17 protein-coding genes are annotated in these 19,400 nt (G+C 71.7%); 16 read left to right on the top strand and 1 reads right to left on the bottom strand.

The genetic code is table 11. The features are described from left to right. The first annotated feature begins 37 nt into the window (after window positions 1-37). The 7 genes from OG199_RS07195 to OG199_RS07165 are packed head-to-tail and all read left to right on the top strand — an operon-like array spanning window position 38 to window position 6,116. Window positions 38-811 carry a glucose 1-dehydrogenase gene (locus OG199_RS07195; protein WP_356803654.1) on the top strand — a complete coding sequence of 258 codons (774 nt, stop codon included), beginning with the start codon at window positions 38-40 and terminating at the stop codon, window positions 809-811. 31 nt (window positions 812-842) lie between these two features. Then, window positions 843-1,580 (top strand): FadR/GntR family transcriptional regulator, encoded by a 738-nt coding sequence (locus OG199_RS07190; protein ID WP_356803656.1) that lies wholly within the window; start codon window positions 843-845, stop codon window positions 1,578-1,580. Then, on the top strand, window positions 1,577-2,722 hold the full coding sequence (gene dgoD / locus OG199_RS07185) for a galactonate dehydratase (protein WP_401808027.1): 1,146 nt from the start codon (window positions 1,577-1,579) through the stop codon (window positions 2,720-2,722). Before OG199_RS07190 ends, dgoD begins: the two co-directional genes overlap by 4 nt. Window positions 2,723-2,724: 2 nt before the next feature. Beyond that, window positions 2,725-3,537 (top strand): hypothetical protein, encoded by an 813-nt coding sequence (locus tag OG199_RS07180; protein ID WP_401808025.1) that lies wholly within the window; start codon window positions 2,725-2,727, stop codon window positions 3,535-3,537. A 31-nt stretch (window positions 3,538-3,568) separates the two neighbouring features. Continuing rightward, window positions 3,569-4,201 carry a bifunctional 4-hydroxy-2-oxoglutarate aldolase/2-dehydro-3-deoxy-phosphogluconate aldolase gene (locus OG199_RS07175; RefSeq protein ID WP_401808022.1) on the top strand — a complete coding sequence of 211 codons (633 nt, stop codon included), beginning with the start codon at window positions 3,569-3,571 and terminating at the stop codon, window positions 4,199-4,201. Continuing rightward, entirely contained in the window at window positions 4,198-5,097 is a 900-nt protein-coding gene (locus tag OG199_RS07170; protein WP_401808019.1) for an SMP-30/gluconolactonase/LRE family protein, read from the top strand. Before OG199_RS07175 ends, OG199_RS07170 begins: the two co-directional genes overlap by 4 nt. Then, window positions 5,094-6,116, top strand: a complete 1,023-nt coding sequence (locus OG199_RS07165; RefSeq protein ID WP_401808017.1) for a sugar kinase — start codon at window positions 5,094-5,096, stop codon at window positions 6,114-6,116. Before OG199_RS07170 ends, OG199_RS07165 begins: the two co-directional genes overlap by 4 nt. 183 nt (window positions 6,117-6,299) lie before the next feature. Here OG199_RS07165 and OG199_RS07160 read toward each other — a convergent pair whose 3' ends face one another. Further along, window positions 6,300-7,700, bottom strand: a complete 1,401-nt coding sequence (locus tag OG199_RS07160) for a pyridoxal phosphate-dependent decarboxylase family protein (protein ID WP_401808015.1) — start codon at window positions 7,698-7,700, stop codon at window positions 6,300-6,302. 354 nt (window positions 7,701-8,054) lie between these two features. Here OG199_RS07160 and OG199_RS07155 point away from each other — a divergent pair, with 354 nt between their 5' ends. The 9 genes from OG199_RS07155 to OG199_RS07115 all read left to right on the top strand — a co-directional run bounded on the left by OG199_RS07155 (window position 8,055) and on the right by OG199_RS07115 (window position 19,337). Beyond that, the gene (locus OG199_RS07155) at window positions 8,055-8,759 is read left to right on the top strand and encodes a DUF2470 domain-containing protein (protein WP_405828635.1); all 705 of its coding nucleotides are present in this window, start codon (window positions 8,055-8,057) and stop codon (window positions 8,757-8,759) included. A 209-nt stretch (window positions 8,760-8,968) separates the two neighbouring features. Further along, the gene (locus tag OG199_RS07150; protein ID WP_356803671.1) at window positions 8,969-10,234 is read left to right on the top strand and encodes an MFS transporter; all 1,266 of its coding nucleotides are present in this window, start codon (window positions 8,969-8,971) and stop codon (window positions 10,232-10,234) included. Window positions 10,235-10,499: 265 nt separating this feature from the next. Then, window positions 10,500-10,775, top strand: a complete 276-nt coding sequence (locus OG199_RS07145) for a hypothetical protein (protein WP_356803673.1) — start codon at window positions 10,500-10,502, stop codon at window positions 10,773-10,775. A 351-nt stretch (window positions 10,776-11,126) separates the two neighbouring features. After that, window positions 11,127-11,708, top strand: a complete 582-nt coding sequence (locus OG199_RS07140) for a TMEM165/GDT1 family protein (protein ID WP_356803674.1) — start codon at window positions 11,127-11,129, stop codon at window positions 11,706-11,708. Between the two features lie 404 nt (window positions 11,709-12,112). Beyond that, complete coding sequence (locus tag OG199_RS07135) at window positions 12,113-13,120, top strand: LacI family DNA-binding transcriptional regulator (RefSeq protein WP_356803676.1); 1,008 nt, start codon at window positions 12,113-12,115, stop codon at window positions 13,118-13,120. Between the two features lie 274 nt (window positions 13,121-13,394). Continuing rightward, window positions 13,395-14,729 (top strand): ABC transporter substrate-binding protein, encoded by a 1,335-nt coding sequence (locus OG199_RS07130; RefSeq protein ID WP_356803677.1) that lies wholly within the window; start codon window positions 13,395-13,397, stop codon window positions 14,727-14,729. 7 nt (window positions 14,730-14,736) lie between these two features. Beyond that, complete coding sequence (locus tag OG199_RS07125; RefSeq protein WP_401808007.1) at window positions 14,737-15,684, top strand: carbohydrate ABC transporter permease; 948 nt, start codon at window positions 14,737-14,739, stop codon at window positions 15,682-15,684. A 47-nt stretch (window positions 15,685-15,731) separates the two neighbouring features. Then, window positions 15,732-16,538, top strand: a complete 807-nt coding sequence (locus OG199_RS07120) for a carbohydrate ABC transporter permease (RefSeq protein ID WP_405834457.1) — start codon at window positions 15,732-15,734, stop codon at window positions 16,536-16,538. Window positions 16,539-16,598: 60 nt separating this feature from the next. Next, window positions 16,599-19,337: an alpha-mannosidase gene (locus OG199_RS07115; protein WP_356808834.1), complete on the top strand. Its 2,739-nt coding sequence runs from the start codon at window positions 16,599-16,601 to the stop codon at window positions 19,335-19,337. Window positions 19,338-19,400 lie beyond the last annotated feature (63 nt).

The following is a 19,400-nucleotide window of genomic DNA, read 5'->3' as shown; positions in this document are numbered from 1 at the left end:
GCATTCCGTGCCCGACCCGAAGGAGCCGTAACCCACGATGGACCAGCCCGTACGAGGCGGCGGTGCCCGCTTCACCGGCCGCACGGCCGTGGTCACCGGGGCCGCCTCCGGCATCGGAGCCGCCACCGCCGCCCGCCTCGCCCAGGAGGGAGCCGCCGTCGTGCTCGTCGACATCGACGAGGAGCGGGGCCGTGGCGAGGCGGAACGGATCACCGAAGACGGCGGCCGGGCCCGCTTCGTCACGGCGGACGTCGCCGCCGAGGACGACTGGCACCGCGTCGTCACCGCCGCCCACTCCTTCGGACCGGTCGACGTCCTGGTCAGCAACGCCTACACCGTCGACGTCCACCCCGCCCACGAACTCACCCTCGCCTCCTGGCGGCGCCAGCTCGACGTCAACCTCACCGCGGGCTTCCTCGGGGTCCGCGCCGTCCTGCCCGACCTGCGCGACCGGGGCGGCGCGGTCGTCCTCACCTCGTCCGTCCACGCCCACAAGGGCATCCCCGGACATCCCGCCTACGCCGCGTCCAAGGGCGCCCTGCTGTCCCTGTGCGGCCAGCTCGCCGTCGAGTACGGGCCCGAGGTCCGCGTCAACGCCGTCCTGCCGGGACCGATCCTCACGGCCGCCTGGGACCGCGTACCGCCCGAGGACCGCGAACGCAGCGTCGCCGAGACGGCGGCCCGCCGCTTCGGCACCCCCGCGGAAGTGGCCGCGGCCATCGCGTTCCTCGGCTCCGACGAGGCCTCCTACATCACCGGGTCGCACCTCGTCGTCGACGGCGGCTGGAGCGTCCTGAAGGCCTCCGCATGACCGAGCCCCGATCACCGAAAGGCTGTACGACATGACGCCCTACGCCCGCCGCGGCGTGCACGGTCAGACCGTGGAGTTCCTCGCCCGCCGCATCCTCGGCGGCGAGATCCCCGAGGGGGCCACGCTCGACCTCGTGGCGCTGCAGCGTGAGCTGGACGTCAGCCTCACCGCGCTGCGCGAGTCCCTCAAGGTCCTCGCCGCCAAGGGCATGGTCGACGCCCGGCAGAAACGCGGCACGTTCGTGCGCGCCCGCTCCGACTGGAACCTGCTCGACGCCGACGTGCTGCGCTGGCAGATCCAGGGTGCCGGTTCCGCCGAGGCCGACCTCGGCCTGCTGCGCAACCTCGCCGAGGTACGCGCCATCGTCGAACCGGCAGCCGTCCGGCTGGCCGCGGAGCGCCGCACCGACGCCGACCTCGCCGCCCTCGAGGACGCCCTGACGGCGATGGGGGAGCACGGTACCGGTGCCGCCCACGCCGTCGAGTCCGACCTCGCCTTCCACCGTGCCCTGCTCGCCGCGACCCACAACGAACTCCTGGAGCGCATGGAGGTCGTGATCGAGTCGGGACTCGCCCACCGCGACCGCATCGTGCACAGCGCCCCGCACAGCGAGGACCCCGTACCCGCCCACCGCGCCGTCCTGGACGCCGTACGCGACCGGGACCCGCGGGCCGCCGAGGCGGCCATGCGCGCCCTGCTCGACCAGGCCGGACGCGACCTGGACCGGATCGGCGGGCCCGACGACCCGAAAGGCACCGGTGGCCGGTGAAGATCACACGCGTCGAAACCTTCCTCGTACCGCCGCGCTGGCTGTTCTGCCGCGTGGAGACCGACGAGGGCGTGACCGGCTGGGGTGAACCCGTCGTCGAGGGCCGCGCCGAACTGGTGCGGACCGCCGTCGACGTCCTCGCCGAATACCTCCTCGGCCAGGACCCGCTCCGTATCCAGGACCACTGGCAGGTCCTCACCAAGGGCGGCTTCTACCGGGGCGGCCCGGTCCTGTCCAGCGCCGTCGCGGGACTCGACCAGGCGCTGTGGGACATCGCGGGCAAGACCTACGGCGCTCCCGTGCACGCCCTGCTCGGCGGCCCCGTGCGCGACCGCGTCCGGGTCTACGCCTGGGTCGGCGGCGACGAACCCGCCGAACTCACCGAGCAGATCAGCGCGCAGGTGGAGGCGGGATTCACCGCCGTGAAGATGAACGGCGCCGGACGTGTGGGGCCGGCCGCCACGATGGCCGAGACCGCCGCGGTCGTCGCCCGCGTGGCGGCGGCCCGTGACGTCCTCGGACCCGACCGGGACGTCGCCGTCGACTTCCACGGCCGCTTCACCGCCGCCAACGCCCGCCGCGTCCTGAACGAACTCGCCCCCCTGCACCCCCTGTTCGTCGAGGAACCGGTCGTCCCCGAGCAGAACCACCTCCTGGCCGGGCTCGTCGGCGCGAGCCCGGTGCCGCTGGCCACCGGCGAACGCCTCTACTCCCGCGCCGAGTTCCTAGCCCCGCTCACCGCCGGCATCGCAGTCGCCCAGCCCGACCTCTCCCACGCCGGAGGCATCTCCGAGGTCCACCGCATCGCCTCCCTCGCCGAGACCTACGGCGCCCACCTCGCCCCGCACTGCCCCCTCGGCCCGATCGCCCTCGCCGCCAGCCTCCAAGTCGCCTTCGCCACACCCAACTTCCTCATCCAGGAGCAGAGCAGGGGCATCCACTACAACAAGGACGCCGACCTGCTCTCCTACGTCGTCGACCCCGAGCCCTTCCGGTTCGTCGACGGGCACGCGCGACGCGGAGCCGCACCGGGCCTCGGCGTCACCGTCGACGAGGCCGCCGTCCGCGCCGCCGACCGCGCGGGCCACGCCTGGCGCAACCCCGTGTGGCGGCACCCCGACGGCTCCTTCGCGGAGTGGTGAGCATGCCACTGGACATCGTCACCGACCCTCTCCACGGAGGCCGTTGGACCTCCCTCGCGGCACCCGGCCGCGAGTGGCTCTGGCATCGTCCCGACCCTGAGCGCCAACAGGTCCTGCCCGGAATGGAGTTCGTGGACGCGGGCGGCCTGGAGGAGTGCGTGCCCACCGTCCGCGGCACCCCGGACCACGGGGACGCCTGGTCCCGGCCCTGGACCCGTGAGGGTGCCGCCGAGTCCGTACGCTGCGCGGACTTCACCCTCCGCCGTACGATCCGTGCCACGTCCGACGGAGCCGAGGCCCACTACGTCCTCACCGCCGAGCCCGGCTTCCGCTTCGTCTGGGCCGCGCACGCCCTGCTCGACCTGTCGTCCGCCGCCACCCTGCACCTGCCCCAGGGGGCGTCCACCCGGTTGTTCCCGGAGGCCGCCGCGCTCGTCGACCGCCCCTGGCCGGACGGCGCCCCCTGGATCACCGGCGCCTGGCCGGCCCCGTGCGGAGTGCCGCTGGACCGGCTCGGTCCCGACGACGGCACCGCCGTGGGGGCCGTCGTCGACGCCCCGGGGGCCTGCGTGCACGACGGCCCCGACCGCCTCCACCTCGCCCTGCACGCCGGGGAACAGCCGGTGTCGGTCGCCCTGTGGCGCAACCTCGGCGGCTTCCCCCGGCCCACCCCCTACCGCAGCACCGGCGTCGAACCGATGCTCGGCCGGGTCTTCGACCTCGCCGAGGCGGGACCCGACGACGCGGCCCGCGTCCCCGCGTCCGGCGAGGTGCGCTGGCGCCTCACCCTCAGCACCGCCTGCCGCTGCCCCTGAACACCGCCGTCGAGAACTGGAGTTCCCTGCCGTGGATCTGCAAGCCGCCCTGGCCGCCCGCCGATTGCTGGCCATCGTGCGCGGAGGCGACGCGGACGCCGCGCTGCGCACGGTGCTGGCCCTCGCCGAGGAGGGCGTCGACCTCATCGAGGTGTCCCTGAGCGGAACGGACGCCCTCACCGTCATCGAGCGGGCCCGGCACGCCCTCGGGCCCGACGCGCTCCTGGGCGCCGGGACGGTCCTGAGCGCCGACGACGCCCACGCCGCACACCGTGCGGGAGCCGCCTTCGTGGTGACACCCGGACTCGGCGACGGCGTCCGCGCGGCCCGCGACCTGGGCCTGCCGGTCCTCGCCGGGGTGCTGACCCCGACCGACGTCATCGCCGCCCGCGCGCTCGGAGCCGAGGCCCTGAAACTCTTCCCCGCCGGAGTGTTCGGCGGAGCGGACTACCTCAAGGCCCTGCGCGGCCCCTTCCCCGACGCGCCGTTCGTTCCCGTCGGCGGGATCGACGAGGCCGCCGCCCACGCCTGTCTGACAGCCGGCGCGACAGCGGTCGGTGTCGGCTCGCCCCTGGTCGGCGACGCCGCCGACGGAGGCAGCCTCGCCGCGCTCCGCGACCGGGCCCGCGCCTTCCGTGCCGTCGCGGAGGAGTCCGGACGATGAGCACCTCCGCGCGCGTCACCCGCCCCGACCGCCTCGAACTCGGCGAGGGCATCCGCTGGACGGGCGAGGAGGTGGTCCTCGTCGACCTCCTCGCGGGCCGCCTCCTCAAGGCGCCGGCGGACCCGGCGGCCCGCCTGGAACCGCTGGCCCGACTCCCCTTCCCGATCGGTGCGGTGGCCCCGGTGGCCGGGCGCCCCGGCACGTGGATCGCCGCCGCGGACACCGGCGTCTGCCTGCTGACGAGCGACGGCGCGACCACCTGGCTCGCCCGGCCCGAGGACGGCGCGGCGGTCCGTACGCGCATGAACGACGCGGTCGCCGACCCCTCCGGCCGCTTCTGGGCGGGCAGCATGGGCTACGACGCCGACGAGAACGCCGGTTCGCTGTACCGGGTCGACCACGACGGCACCGTGGCCCGGGTCCTGGACGGCATCACCGTCCCGAACGGACCCGCCTTCACCCCCGACGGCAAGGCCATGTACCTGGCCGACAGCGCCCGAGGAGTGATCCGGCGCCATCCGGTGGACCCGGACACCGGCGCCCTCGGCACGCCCGAGGTCTTCGCCACGGTGGACGACGGCAGCCCCGACGGCATGACCGTCGACGTCGAGGGCGCCCTGTGGGTCGCCGTGTGGGGGACCGGCACCGTACGCCGCTACCTCGCGGACGGCACCCCCGACCGCGTCCTGCCCCTGCCCGCGAGCCGGCCCGCCGGAGTGTGTCTGGAGCACGACGTCCTGCACATCACCACGGCCCGGGTGGGACTCGCCGATCCGCGTCCCGAGGACGGCGCCGTGTTCTCCGTCCGCGTGGACGTGCCCGGCCCGCCGACGCCCGCGTTCCGTCTCCAAGACGCCTTCCCCGTACCGCCGTTCCCGGCCGGGGGGTCCGCGTGACCGCGTCGTGGCGGCCCGCGCCCGGACCCGTCGTGTGCGTCGGGGAGACGATGGCGGCCCTGGCTCCCGACCCGGTCGGCCCGCTGGAGGAGGCCGAGCACCTGCGCCTGACGGTGGCCGGGGCCGAGTCCAACGTCGCGATGTACCTGGCCGATCACGGCATACCGGTGGCCTGGCTCTCGGCCGTCGGCGACGACGCGCCGGGCCGGCGCGTGCGGGCCGCCGTCGCCGCCGCGGGCGTCGATGTCACCCATGTCCGCACCGACCCCGACCGCCCCACCGGTCTGCTCCTCAAGTCCCCCCACCGGGACGGGACCCGCGTCCAGTACTACCGATCCGGGTCCGCCGCCTCCGCCCTCGGACCCCGCCTGCTGGACACCGGACCCGTACGCGCCGCCTCCCTTCTGCACGTCAGCGGGATCACCCCGGCGCTGTCCCCGTCCTGCCGGGAACTGGTGAGCCGGGCGCTCGGCACCGCGCGCGCCGACCGGCCGTACGCCGTCAGCTTCGACGTCAACCACCGTCCCGCCCTGTGGCACGACGACTCGGCGGCCACCGTCCTGCGGGACCTGGCCGACCGCGCGGACGTCGTCTTCGTCGGCCTGGACGAGGCGCAGAACCTGTGGGGCCGTGACCTCACGGCCGGCGGCGTACGGGAGTTGCTGCCGCACCCGCGGATCGTCGTCGTCAAGGACGGCGCCGACTCGGCCACCGCCGCCGTACGGGACGGGGACGTCGTCGTGGTCCCGGCGCTGCGCACTCTCGTGGTCGAACCCGTCGGCGCGGGCGACGCCTTCGCCGCGGGGTTCCTGGCCGGTCTGCTCCGCGGCGAGAGCCTGACACGCGCCCTGCGCCTCGGCCACATCACGGCCGTCTCCGCCCTCAAGGTGACGGGCGACCACGGGTCACTGCCCGAGCCAGGGACCGTACGACGGCTTCTCGCGCTGTCGGCCGAGGAGTGGACGCGGGTGGCACGGGTGGAGGACGCCCACCGAGAGGAGCGATCGCCGGGCCGGTGAGGCGAAGGGGGTAGATCCCGGCCGTGTGCGGCGGCGCGAGTGACGTGGTGTCAGACAGTCGGTGGGAGCGCACAGTTGGGCGAACTGTCAGCGAGCCGGCCGGAGACTCTTGAGCATGGCGCGGCAGGGCCCGTCGGAGTGGCCGGTGGCCGTGAGGACTCTCGCGCGGCTCCGGAACGTCGGCTATGAGACCGGTGCCGTCGCGTCGGTGATCGCCGCGAGGGCGCGTTCCATGTCCGGCTCCGTGGTGCGCCAGTTGCTGAACGCCGCGCGCAGGGCGGGCACGTGACCGTAGACGGTCGGGGTGACGAAGACTTCACCCGTGGCGGCGATGGCACGGGCGGCGGCCTGGACACGGTCGGGTGTGGCGTCGTCGGCGAGAGTGAAGCAGACGGTGTTGAGCCGCACGGGTGCCAGGAGCCGCAGGTGCGGGACGCCGACGACGGCATCGCCGAGACGCCGGGCGAGACCGGTGTTGCGGGCGACGATCTCGCGATGCCCGTCCCGGCCGTAGGCGACCAGGGAGAACCAGGCGGTCAGGGCGCGCAGCCGCCGGGAGTTCTCCGGAGTGAGGTGCAGGAAGTCGGGGTCGGGAAGGGAGGGTGTGCCGAGGTAGGGCGAGGAGTTGTGGAAGACCCGGACCTGGAGGTCCTGTCGCCGGGTGAACGCCACCGCGCTGTCGTAGGGGACGTTGAACCACTTGTGGAGGTCCAGGCAGACGGAGTCCGCGGCGTCCAGGCCGTCGGTCAGGTGGGAGTGCGAGGGGAGCAGCGCGGCGAAGGCCCCGAAGGCGCCGTCGACGTGCAGCCAGAAGCTGTGACGCTCCTTGAGTGCCGCGATGGCGCGCAGGTCGTCGAAGTCGACGGTGTCGACGGTTCCGGCGTTGGCGACGACGATGGCCGGACGGCCCTCCATCGTCTCCAGCGCGTCCGACAGCGCCGCCACGTCGACCGCCTCACGGTTCCCGGGCAGGAGCGGGACCCGCCGTACGCTCGCGCGGCCGAGGCCCAGGACGGACGCGGCCTTGCCGATACTGGAGTGCGGTGCCCCGGACAGCACCGTGACCGGGCCGAGCGCGGCCGCACCGTCCTGGGAGACGGACACGTTCCGCTGTTCCCCCAGCCACTCCCGCCCGATGGCCAGGCCCACCGTGTTCGACATGGTCGCGCCGGTGACGAACGCCCCGCTGTGGGCCTCGCTCAGCCCGAACAACTCGCGCAGCCAGGCCAACGTCTCCCGTTCGAGTGCGGCGGCGGACGACCCGGTGCTCCCGCTGACGTTCTGGTCGTACACGCTGGTGAGCCAGTCGGCGGTGAGGGCGGCGGGCGTCGCGCCACCGGTCACGAAACCGAGGTAGCGGGGCCCCGCGCTGCCGGAGAAGCCCGGTGACCACCGCTCGGCGAAACGGGCCAGCGCGCCATCGGTGCCCTCGCCCTCGGCGGGCAGGGGCTGCGGCTTCGGGGCGGCGCCGAGCCGCGCGGCGGGGCGGGCATCGACCGCCTCCAGCTCCCGACCCGCCAACTCGCTCACGGACCGGAGCAGTTCCGTGAGGCGCGCGCGGTCTTCGGCGAGTACGGGATGCATGACGGTCCTCCGGGGGTGTACGGCGCCTTGAGCCGGCCACCGCGTCGACTCCGCGCGCACCTCCGCCACCCGCATCGTCGGCACGACCGAGGGGACGGCTGCGCACGTCGGCTCGGGTGGCGCGATTCCCTGTTGGGGCACAGTAACCGCAAAGTGGCGGCGTGCCTCCGACCGCTGCTCGGTGGGGTGGGCCATGTGGAGGGGGCGGGCGTCCCCGGTACGGAGAGTGCGCGCGGGCGGTTCCCCTACTCTCCGACTCCGTCAGTCAATGAGGTTAGGCTAACCTAAGTTGCTGTCTGACCTCTTCAACCTCTTCAACCTCTTCAGCCGCTTCCATCGCCTTGGAGAACTCGCATGCGTCCCCACACCGCCCGCGTCACGCGACCGACCCCCGCCGAGCGCGTGCAGTCGATCCTGTACGCGGCCCAGTCCATGACCGTGGTGAGCGACGGGAGCCATGCCGAGGTCCACCGTCTCGACGGCACCAGTGCGACGGGCCGCATCCACCTTCACGCCCCGGCGGAGAGCGCCCCCGCCGGAGCCGGTCCGCGCGTTCCGGTCCGGCTCGAGTTCACCGACATCGCGCCCACGGCCGTCCGCGACAGGTTGCGTGCCCGCGTCACCCTTACCGGGCTGCTCGCGGCCCGGTACAGCAATGAGTCACCCCGAAGCGCCTGTATGGAGTTCGGGCAGGCGGTCATCGAGGACGGTGAGGGCCGTCGGTTCGTCACGTGGGACGAACTCCAGGCGGCCGGACCGGATCCGCTGGCCGTGAGCGAGGCGAGCATGCTGACCCACCTCCTGGACAGTCACGAGGAACTCGTCCCTCTCCTCGTACGCCTCGTGCGGCCACAGCCCCTGAGGGGAATGATCCGCGCGGTTCCCCTGGCCATGGACCGCTACGGCGTGACCCTGCGACTGGAGTACCCCACCGCACATCGCGACGTCCGGCTGCCGTTCGCCACGCCCGTCGGTGACATCGACCAGGCAGGCCCCCGGATCCGCGCCCTCCTGGCCACGGCCCGTCGCGCCTCCCACCGCGGCCGTCTGTTCGCCTGACGCCTCGAGCGTGACGCAGGTCATGGCGTGACCTGCCCGATCCTGGAATGTGCGGGTCCCCGCCGCTGTTCCCGCGTTGAGGGCCCTGCCCTGTTCCGAGGGGGTGACGGGCAAGGGTGCCCGCCAGGTGACGGGAGCTGGACACGATCCGGCCTTTCCTGCTGCTCCCTGGTTCCTGGATCGCTGTCTTCGAAGGGTTCTTCTGCGCCATGCCACTTGCCTTGCTGGCCCTGGCTGTCGTCGCGTTCGGTATCGGCACGACCGAGTTCGCCACGATGGGGCTGCTGCCCCAGATCGCCGACGGCGTCGGCGTGTCGGTGCCGCACGCCGGCAACCTCGTGTCGGCCTACGCGCTCGGTGTCGTCGTGGGTGCGCCCGTACTGACGGGCATCGGTGCGCGCGTCCCCCACAAGCGACTGCTCCTGCTTCTGTCCGGCCTGTTCGTGGTCGGCAATCTCGCCTCCGCGTTCGCTCCCGGCTTCGGTCTCCTGTTCGCCGCGCGCTTCCTGGCGGGTCTGCCGCACGGCGCACTGTTCGGCGTGGGTGCCGTCGTGGCCTCACGGCTGGTCGCGCCCGAACGGGCCGCGCGCGCGGTCTCCAAGATGTTCCTCGGCCTCACCGTCGCGAACATCGTCGGTGTCCCGGCCGGAACGATCCTCGGGCAGCAGTTGGGCTGGCGGTGGGCCTACGGTGCTGTCGCCGTCATCGGCCTCGTCGCGCTCGCTTCGCTGGCCCTGTTCGTGCCCCATCAGCCGCGCGGCCGGCAGGCGGGCATCGGACACGAGCTGCGGGCCATGGGGAACAGGCAGGTGGCGATCGGCCTGGCCACGGCGGTGGTCGGGTTCGGCGGATTCTTCGCCGTCTACAGCTATCTGGTGCCCATGCTGACGAATCTGACGGGCATCTCCGACTCCTCCACCACCTTGGTCCTCGCGCTCTACGGCGTCGGTATGACGCTGGGCACGCTGGTCGCGGGCCCCCTCACGGACCGGGCCCTGCGTCCGACGCTGTACGCGGGGCTCACTCTGCTCGCCGCGGCACTGGTGGCGTTCTACTTCACCGTCCACAGCACCGTGCCCGCCCTGCTGACGATCGCCTTCATCGGCGCGGTGGGAGCCCTCATCACCACACCCGTCCAGATGCTGCTCATGGCCAAGGCGAAGGATGCTCCCACCATGGCCGCGGCCTCCAACCACTCCGCCTTCAACCTGGCCAACGCGGGCGGCGCCTGGCTCGGCGGCCTGGCCATCTCCGCCGGCTGGGGGTGGGCCTCGCCCAGTCTGGTCGGTGCTGCTCTCGCGGTGGCGGGCCTCGGCCTGGCCTTCACCGGCGGACTCATGGACCGGGGCAGTTCTGGCTCCGTGGTGGTCACCTCGTCCGGCGGGGAGGAATCGAAGGCGGCCGGACAGGACGTGGCCCGGGGCGTGCCGTCTCTCTCGCCTCGGGCGGCGGAGGCTCCCCGGAACCTGGACTGAGGACCGTTCCGAGAACCTGGACCGAGGACCGTCCCGAGAACCTGGACCGAGGACCGTCCCGTATTCCCTGGTGGATCACCATTCCGCTTCCCCGGTGGATCACCATTCCGCGGTGGATCGGCGCGCCGCGTCGTGGACGCCCCGCCCACGGAGGCGGGCGGAGTCCGCAGTGTCCGCGGAGGCATCCGCTGACCGCGGTGACCGGAGCCCGTCGAGCACCTCGGGCGGCCCGGCGTTGTCAGTGGCGACTGGAATCCTGGGGCGTATGGACAGGGACGAGGAGTTGCTGCGCGGCCGGGTCTACGGCGTGGACCACGACGATCCCCGGCGGGGACCACAACCGGGACACGTCTACGGCCAGTTGGTCGGCGGTCCGCTGGACGGCCTGCTGCTGGACATCACCGGGTGGACACCGGAGGAGACCGGCACCGGCGTCGCCCTCGAAACGGAGCTGGGGCGGTTCGGTGCCGGCGGCCGGGCGATATACGACCCGCGCCCGGGCGACGGGGCCCGCTGGGACTGGTCGGGCGACACCCCCTGACGGCGGTCGCGCGGACTTCACCCGAGCCGCTCAGGTGGCCGGCCGGGTCGGCGGACTCCCTGGCGGCAGGCAAGCAGGCGCGCGGGACGGGCGCCGGAGACCGCCTGTTAGGCTGCATGGCAGCGAAGGGGAGTAGTCCCGAGAACCGCTGGTCGACACACTGGGCACCCGAGGGAGCCCCGGCCACCGGGCCACCGCACGCAGTGCGGGGCGGACGAGACCTTCGGCCAGGCATGACCAGGCTCACACTTCCGTGTGGGCCACTCCGTCGTGCCGGGCCGAGTGGTTCCTCCCGTCGCCCTGTGGGTGCCGCACGAGCCGACGGCCCGGCCCCCAGCAGAAAGCAAGGGAATGACCTTCGACCCCCTGGCGATCCTCACCGCCTTCGGGCTGATCTTCCTCGCGGAGCTCCCTGACAAGACCATGTTCGCCTCACTGGCCATGGGTACCAGGATGCGGCCGCTGTACGTGTGGTTCGGCACCTCCACCGCCTTCATCGTGCACGTCGCCATCGCCGTCGGCGCCGGCAGTCTGCTCGGCATGCTCCCGGGCATGGCCGTCAAGCTCGTCTCCGCGGCCCTGTTCGCGTTCGGCGCCTTCGTCCTGCTGCGCGGGGGAGACGATGACGACGAGGACGGCACCGCGAAGACGGTGACCGGCTTCTGGCCCGTCTACACCACGGCCTTCATGGCCGTCTTCATCAGCGAATGGGGCGACCTCACCCAGATCACCACGGCCAACCTGGCCGCCACCAACGGCTGGCTGCCCACCGCCATCGGCTCGGCCCTCGCCCTGATGTCGGTCTCCGCGCTCGCCCTGCTGGTGGGCCGTTTCATCGCCCAGCGCGTTCCCCTGAAGAACGTCCAGCGCATCGGCGCCCTGTGCATGGCCGGCCTCGCCGTCTGGACCCTGGTCGAAGCCTTCACCGCCTGAGGCTCCCGCCCCGCCGACGATGCCACGGGACACCGGCCGAGGATCAGGCGGCCGGTTGTTCTGAGCGGTTTTCCAGGAGGGGGGTGCTGTCGGGACCTTGTTGTCCGGGCCCCCCCGCCGGCGTCGCCGCAACGGATAGCCGATCAGTCGACGAGTCGATGAGTCGGTGAATCGACGTGCGGTGGTCAGCACGCGGTCCGTGCGCACGTGACCGGCCACGGTTCGGGCCCTCTCCGCCGCTTCGCCGTCCGGGACGTGACGAAGCGTGCTGAGCGGTGCCCGGACCCGGCGAGGCCTCGGTCGCCAGGCCGGGAGAAGACCTGACCTCGCGCGTTCCCGTCAGGCACAGGCATACTCGGGGCCCTGCGGGCGCATCGGCGTCCGCTGGCAGCAGGAGGTGGGCGATGGTGTCGTCGTCGGTGTCGGGGGAGCCCCGCAAAGTCACGATCCATGACGTCGCCCGGTCCGCCGGGGTGTCCCGGCAGACCGTGTCGAGGGCACTGAACGACAAGGACGAGATCGACGGCTCCACGAAACAGCGCGTCCTCGACGCCGCCCGCGCGCTCGGATACCGGCCGAGCCGGTTCGCCCGCGGTCTGGTCCGGCAGGACACCACCACCATCGGGCTGGTCATACCCGATCTCCTCAACCCCTTCTTCACCGAGGTCGCGGCGGCCGCGCTGGAGGCGGCCCGGGCGCGCGGCTGGCACGTGGTCGTGTACGACACGGCGGACAGGGCCGAAGAGGAACGCGGCACACTCCAGGTGATCAGCTCGCAGGTGGACGCGGTCGTCGGATACTTCAGCTGCCCCGAGGACGAACTCCAGCTGTTCACCCGTGGCATGCCGGTGGTGCTCATCGGCCGTGAGCACCACACCGCGCGCTTCAGCTCGATCCGGATCGACGGCGAGGAGGGCGTCCACGCCGCGGTCGCGCACCTGGTCGCGGCGGGGCACACCCGGATCGGCATGCTCGACCACCACGGTCGCGTCGACCCCAGCATCCGGCGCGAGTGGTTCACGGCGGCCGCCGTGTCGCACGGCATCGACGCCGATGTGGTGGTCGGCGCCGACCAGTCGGCCGACGGCGGCGGAGCGGCGCTCAGGGCCCTGCTCCACGCCCATCCCGACGTCACCGCGGTCTTCACCTTCAACGACATCATCGCGATCGGCGTCCTGCGCGAGGCGCGCCGGCTCGGCAGGAGCGTCCCGCAGGATCTGGCCGTGATCGGCTTCGACGGCCTGCAACTGGGCGCGCTCGTCGAGCCCCCGCTCGCCAGCGTCGCCCTGGACACGCGCAAGCTCGGCGCGCTCGCCATCGAGCAGGTCGCACGGCTGCTGACCGGCGCGAACCCGCTCACGGACGACGACCTCGTGGTCCGCGCCGAGCTGCGGCTGGGCGGGTCCGCTTAACCTGCCGGACTCGTGCACGACTCGAAAGTCTTGACACTCGAACACGCCGGAGCGCAGACTTCCGAACACTTCACCACGCTCCCGTGAGCGCTCCCGTGAACGTTCACGGGAACGCTCACGGGACGCGCTGGAAGGTTGCTGAGTTCCACCACGGCGCCCGGCGCTCGAGCCGACACCGTGATGTCCCGCCCATTCCAACCAGAAGGCTTCACGCCTGAGGTGTCAACGTCGACCCGCCTAGCGCCGTCGCTAGTCGTTCTCTGGAACGGAAGATATGAGCAACACAGTCACGCGCATCCGCCTCGCCGTCGTCGCTGCGGCAGCCGGTGTCGCCGTACTCGCCGGGTGCTCGTCGCCCGCTCCGTCGAGTGATGCATCCGCGGCCTCCTGCGAGCCCGCGAAGGGCAAGGTCACCCTCCAGTACTGGAACACCGTTCCGGGCATGGACAAGGTCGTCGCCCTCTGGAACAAGAAGAACCCGGACATCCAGGTTCAGATGAAGAACATCTCCAACGACCAGTACGGCACCATCGGCAACGCCCTCAAGGCGGGCAAGGCGCCGGAGCTCGCCCAGGTCGGTTACGACGAACTTCCCTTCCTGCGCACCCAGAACGCCTTCGTGGACGCTTCGGCCTGCTCGGCGGCCACCGCGGCCAAGTCGAAGTTCGTGCCCTGGACCTGGTCCCAGTCCAGCTTCGGCGGCACCGGCGTGTTCGCCTTCCCGCAGGACACCGGCCCGATGGCGCTCTACGTGCGCAGCGACCTCTTCAAGCAGCACGGTCTGGCGATCCCCAAGACGTGGGACGAGTACGCGGCGGACGCGCAGAAGCTGCACAAGGCGGACCCCGGACTCAGCATCACCTTCTTCGATCCGAACAACGCCGAGGCGTTCAACGGACTGCTCTGGCAGAACAGCGCCGAGATGTACAAGTACTCCGGCGACAAGTGGCACGTCTCGGTCGCGTCCGACCAGAGCAAGCAGGTCGCCGACTACTGGCAGAAGCTGATCGACGCCAAGCTCGTGCGCACCGACCTCGCCCACGGCTCGACCCAGATGTACACCGCGTACCAGAAGAACCAGATCGCCAGCTACGTCGGTGCCGCCTGGGGCTACAGCATGTTCCGCGACAACCTGCCCGACCAGGCCGGCAAGTGGTCCATCGTCCCGATGCCGACCTGGGGTTCGAGCGCCTCGTCCGGTGACTGGGGCGGTTCCACCGTCGCGTTCATGAAGGGCAACAAGCACCTGTACGAGTCGGTCAAGTTCAACTCCTGGCTGAACACCGACCCGGAGGCCCTCGCGCTGGAGAACAAGCTGGGCGGCCTCTACCCGGCGGCCACCGCCGGTTCGAAGCTTCCCGCGCTCTCGCAGGGCGTCCCGTACTACAACAACGAGAAGATCTTCGACGTCTTCGCCGACTCGTCCAAGAACATCGACACCGACTTCTCCTGGGGCCCCACCCAGAAGACGGTGAACCTGTCGCTTCAGGACGCCATGGCCAAGGCGACGGCGGGCAGCGGCACGCTCAGCGACGCGCTCTCGGCCGCGCAGGCGACCGCACTGAAGTCGATGAAGGATCAGGCGATCCCGGCGACCGCGGGCAAGTGACCAGGGAATGACTGACATCGCACCCCGCGCGACCCGCGTGGTGGCGTCTACGGGGGGCCGCCGCCGTCACCGCGGCGGCGGCCCCCGGGGCCGCACCATCGCCGCGTTCCTGACCCCCTTCTTCCTCCCGTTCGTGCTCTTCTACCTGGTCCCCGTCGGCTACGCGATCTGGCAGAGCTTCCTCGTCGTGCGCCGCACCGGCGGCCAGTACGGCACGTCGTACACCACCTTCGGCGGCTTCGAGCAGTACACGAAGGTGTTCCAGAACGACGAGTTCTGGTCCAGCATCGGACGCATCGGCCTGTTCGGCGTCGTACAGGTGCCGGTCATGCTGTTCGTCGCGCTGATCATGGCGCTGCTGCTCGACACCCCGTTGCTGAAGCTCAAGTCGTTCTTCCGCATCACGGCGTTCATGCCGTACGCCGTACCCGGTGTCATCGCCGCGATCATGTGGTCCTACCTGTACTCGCCGCAGATCAGCCCACTGGTCGACGGGCTGAAGAGCGTCGGGCTCCACCCCGACTTCCTCGGTCCGGGAGCCGTGCTGTGGTCGGCGGCGAACGTCTCCACCTGGCTCTGGACCGGCTACAACATGCTGATCATGTTCTCGGCACTGCAGTCGATCCCGCAGGAGCTCTACGAAGCCGCCAAGCTCGACGGCGCGAGCAACTGGACGATCGCCTGGCAGATCAAGGTCCCGATCATCGCCCCGTCGATCGTCCTCACCACGGTGTTCTCGATCATCGGCACCCTGCAGCTCTACGCCGAGCCGGCCGTCCTCCGGCAGATCTCCTCGAACATCTCCAGCACGTACACACCGAACATGCTCGCGTACGCGGTGGCCTCCGGAAACAACTACCAGCAGGCAGCAGCGATCTCCGTGGTCATCGCCGTCATCACCTTCGTCCTGAGCTTCGGTTTCATGCGACTGACCTCGAAGAAGGCCGGACTGTGAGCAACCCGAACACGATCCGCGAAAGCCGCGCCAGCCGCACCGCCGTCATGGCGCTGATGTTCCTGCTGGCGATCTACTTCCTGCTGCCGGTCTACTTCCTGATCGTCGCGGCGACGAAGCCGCAGAGCGACCTCGCCTCCACCAACGGTCTGGCGTTCTCGCACTTCGACCTGTTCAGCAACCTGAGCACCCTGTTCAGCCGCAGCGACGGCATCTTCGTCAAGTGGGCCCTGAACAGCGTGATCTACGCGGTGCTGGGCGCCGCCGTCGGCACCCTGATCTCCGCGCTGTGCGGCTACGCGCTCGCCAAGTTCACCTTCCGGGGCCGCGAGTTCCTGTTCTCGGTCATCCTCGGCGGCGTCCTCGTCCCCACCACCGCGCTCGCGCTCCCGCTCTTCCTGCTGTTCTCCGCGACCGGGATCGTCAACACCTACCTCGCGGTGTTCCTGCCCAGCATCGTCAGCCCGTTCGGCGTGTATCTCGCCCGCATCTTCGCCTCCGCGTCCGTCCCCGAGGAGATCCTCGAATCGGCGCGGCTGGACGGCGCCGGTGAGTTCCGCACCTTCTTCTCGGTGGCGATCAGGCTGATGGGGCCCTCCCTGGTGACCATCTTCCTGTTCCAGTTCGTCGCGATCTGGAACAACTTCTTCCTCCCGATGGTGATGCTGCAGAAGGAGTCGCTCTTCCCGATCACGCTCGGCCTCTTCGAGTGGAACGGTCAGACCGCCCGCGCCCCGCTCCTGCAGGAATCCGTGATCACCGGCTCACTGGTCTCGATCGTGCCCGTGATCATCCTCTTCCTGCTCCTCCAGCGGTTCTGGCGCACCGGACTCGCCTCCGGCGCCCTCAAGTAACCCCGCACCCCGTTCGCCTCCCCCCTCCGCGTCACCCGCAAAGAGAAGGTCGCTCGCGCTATGCAGAACTCCGCCGACTCTGCCGTTTTCGTGCCCCATTTCCACTGGGACCGGGAATGGTACGAGCCTTTCCAGGTGTTCCGGCACCGCCTCGTCACCGCTCTCGACACCGTGCTGGAGACAGCCGAGGCGAACCCGGACTTCCGGTTCACCGTCGACGGGCAGATGGCCGCGATCGAGGACTACCTGGAGATGCGCCCGGAGAACCGCGACCGCGTCGTGGCCCTGGTCGCCGGCGGTCAACTCGCCATCGGGCCCTGGCTCATCCTGCTCGACGAGTTCCTCTGCTCCGGCGAGACCATCGTGCGCAACCTGCGGATGGGCTGGGCGGCCGCGGCGGACCTCGGCGGCTCGATGCCCATCGGCTATCTGCCCGACATGTTCGGCCACGTCGCGCAGATGCCACAGATCCTGGCCCGCGCCGGGATCGAGCACGCGGCACTGTGGCGCGGTGTACCGGGCTCCGTCGACGGCCACGCCTTCCGCTGGCGCGCCCCCGACGGCTCCGAGGTGCGCACCGAGTTCCTCTTCGACGGCTACGACAACGGCCTCGACGTCCTGCTGGTGCCCGACCAGATCGGGCGCGCGCTCGGCGAGTACGCGGAGATGACGGCCGAGCGATGGGGCGGCGACCCGCTGCTCGCGATGGCCGGCACCGACCACAACGCGCCCGACCCGCAGCTCGCGACCTGGCTGCGGCGCGCGTCGAGCGAGGAGCGTGCCATCACCATCGCGACCCTCGACGAGTACATCCGCGAGCACGTACGCGACGAGGTCTCCGCCGTCGTCACCGGTGAGCTGCGCAGCCATGTGCGCGGCAACATCCTCCCGGGCGTGCTCTCCGTGCGCCTCGCGCTCAAGCAGCGGATGGCCGCCGCCGAGCGCACCGTCGACCACGCCGAGCGGATGAACGCCCTGTGGTCCGGACGGGACGACTCGCCCTTCCTCTCGCTCGCCTGGCACAAGATCATCGAGTCGTCCGCGCACGACTCGGTCGTCGGCTCCGGCACCGACGAGACCTCGGACCAGGTCGAGGCCCGTCTCGCCGAGGCCGCGCAGACCGCCCGCGCGGTCCGGGACGCCGCCCTCGCCGAGCCCGCCGCCCGGGTGCCGAGCGACGGCTACCTGGTCGCCAACCCCCTGCCCTTCGCGCGTACGGCCCTGGCCGAGGTGGACGTCGTCGCCCCGCCCGAGGGGACCGTCCTCGTCGCGACCGCCGACGACGGCTCGGCCCACCCCGTGCAACTCGTCTCCCAGGCCCCGACCGTGCTCGCCGACGAGCGCATGGACGCCTCGCAGCTCGAACGCGTGCTGCGCCGCATCCACCGCCGCGAGCTCTTCGGCCGGCTGATCGACCACTACGAACTCACCGCCGGGTCGCTCGTCTTCCACCTCGCCGAGGTGCCGAGCAGCGGACCCTTCGACCTGCTGATCCTGCGCCGCGAGGTCGCCGCCGCGGCCGCCGCGCATCCGGGGGAGTGGCGGGTGCTGACCCTGGAGGAGGCACGGGCGACCGCGCTGGTGCCCGTGGAGGTCCCCGCCGCCGGGCTCACGAGCTTCCGGGTCGCACCGAGCGACAGCACCCCCGCACACCCGACCGGGTTCGCACCCGCGACGGCGACGGACCGCACGCTGTCGAACGGACTGGTCGAGGTCACGATCACCGCCGACGGCACCCTGGACGTGACCGGCACCGACGGCACGGTGCTGCACGGGGTGGGCCGCCTCGTCGACGGCGGTGACCGCGGCGACAGCTACAACTACGCCCCTCCGGCCCGGGACGTGCTCGTGTCGGAGCCGACGGAGGTCGCCACCGAACTCCTGGAGGACGGCCCGCTGCGCTCCAGGATCCGGGTCACCCGGATCTACGAGTGGCCCGCGGCCCTCTCCTCCGAGCGCGACGTCCGCGGCGCCCGCACCGTGGCGACCCCGGTGGAGACGCTCGTGGAGGTACGCGCGGGCGAACCGTTCGTGCGCGTCTCGACATCGTTCCTGAACCAGTCCGCCGACCACCGGCTGCGCTTCCACGTGCCGCTGCCCGAGCCGGCGGCCGGGTCCGCGTCCGCCGGACAGTTCGCCGTCACCGAGCGCGGACTCACCGCCGAGGGCGGCTGGGGCGAGTACCCGATCCCGACCTTCCCCGCGAGTGCGTTCGTGTCGGCCGGCGCCGCCAACGTCCTGCTCGACCACGCCACCGAGTACGAACTCGTCGGCGACGGCTCCGAACTCGCCATCACCCTGCTGCGCGCGATCGGCTCGATCAGCGTCAACATCCATCCCCTGCGGGACGAGCCCGCGGCGAGCGAGATTCCCGCACCGGGCGCGCAGGATCTCGGCGTGCGCGTCGAGAACCGCTTCGCGGTCGTGCCCTCGGCGACCGGCTGGCAGGGCGCGAACGCGGTCGCCCTCGCCGAGGACTTCCGCAACGACGTGCTGGTCACCCGCGGGACCGCACCCGCCGAAGGCCACCTGCCGCCCGCCGCCACCGGCGTGCGGGTCGACGGCAGGGACGTCCTCGTGTCGAGCATCCGCCGCGTCGCCGACGACGACCGCGGAGCCGGCACCGAGATGCGGTTGGTGGCCATGAGCGACGCGGGGTCGGCCGTCCGCGTGACCGGCGCGTTCACCGAAGCCACCACGGTCGACCTGCTCGGCCGCCCCCTGTCCACGGCACCGGTCGAGGACGGACTCGAACTCGCCCTCGGCCCCTGGGAGATCCGAACAGTCGTGGTCCGGTAACCCGCGGCGACCGCGCGCGAAGAGGGCGACGAAGCCCCGATCGGTCGAGCCGGCGGACACAGC

It is taken from the genome of Streptomyces sp. NBC_01176, assembly GCF_045039825.1.
Classification (GTDB): Bacteria; Actinomycetota; Actinomycetes; order Streptomycetales; family Streptomycetaceae; genus Streptomyces.
Note: the sequence above shows the minus strand (reverse complement) of the source record. Positions and strands in the feature narration are given on the sequence as shown.

What these genes read in the sequence shown, in the direction of transcription:
- OG199_RS07180 (WP_401808025.1), top strand. Translation starts at nt 2,725, where the DNA reads ATGCCACTGGACATCGTCACCGACCCTCTCCACGGAGGCCGTTGGACC.
- OG199_RS07115 (WP_356808834.1), top strand. Translation starts at nt 16,599, where the DNA reads ATGCAGAACTCCGCCGACTCTGCCGTTTTCGTGCCCCATTTCCACTGG.
- OG199_RS07125 (WP_401808007.1), top strand. Translation starts at nt 14,737, where the DNA reads ATGACTGACATCGCACCCCGCGCGACCCGCGTGGTGGCGTCTACGGGG.
- OG199_RS07160 (WP_401808015.1), bottom strand. Translation starts at nt 7,700, where the DNA reads ATGCATCCCGTACTCGCCGAAGACCGCGCGCGCCTCACGGAACTGCTC.
- OG199_RS07135 (WP_356803676.1), top strand. Translation starts at nt 12,113, where the DNA reads ATGGTGTCGTCGTCGGTGTCGGGGGAGCCCCGCAAAGTCACGATCCAT.
- OG199_RS07145 (WP_356803673.1), top strand. Translation starts at nt 10,500, where the DNA reads ATGGACAGGGACGAGGAGTTGCTGCGCGGCCGGGTCTACGGCGTGGAC.
- OG199_RS07190 (WP_356803656.1), top strand. Translation starts at nt 843, where the DNA reads ATGACGCCCTACGCCCGCCGCGGCGTGCACGGTCAGACCGTGGAGTTC.
- OG199_RS07155 (WP_405828635.1), top strand. Translation starts at nt 8,055, where the DNA reads ATGCGTCCCCACACCGCCCGCGTCACGCGACCGACCCCCGCCGAGCGC.
- OG199_RS07120 (WP_405834457.1), top strand. Translation starts at nt 15,732, where the DNA reads ATGGCGCTGATGTTCCTGCTGGCGATCTACTTCCTGCTGCCGGTCTAC.
- OG199_RS07150 (WP_356803671.1), top strand. Translation starts at nt 8,969, where the DNA reads ATGCCACTTGCCTTGCTGGCCCTGGCTGTCGTCGCGTTCGGTATCGGC.
- OG199_RS07140 (WP_356803674.1), top strand. Translation starts at nt 11,127, where the DNA reads ATGACCTTCGACCCCCTGGCGATCCTCACCGCCTTCGGGCTGATCTTC.
- OG199_RS07170 (WP_401808019.1), top strand. Translation starts at nt 4,198, where the DNA reads ATGAGCACCTCCGCGCGCGTCACCCGCCCCGACCGCCTCGAACTCGGC.
- OG199_RS07195 (WP_356803654.1), top strand. Translation starts at nt 38, where the DNA reads ATGGACCAGCCCGTACGAGGCGGCGGTGCCCGCTTCACCGGCCGCACG.
- OG199_RS07130 (WP_356803677.1), top strand. Translation starts at nt 13,395, where the DNA reads ATGAGCAACACAGTCACGCGCATCCGCCTCGCCGTCGTCGCTGCGGCA.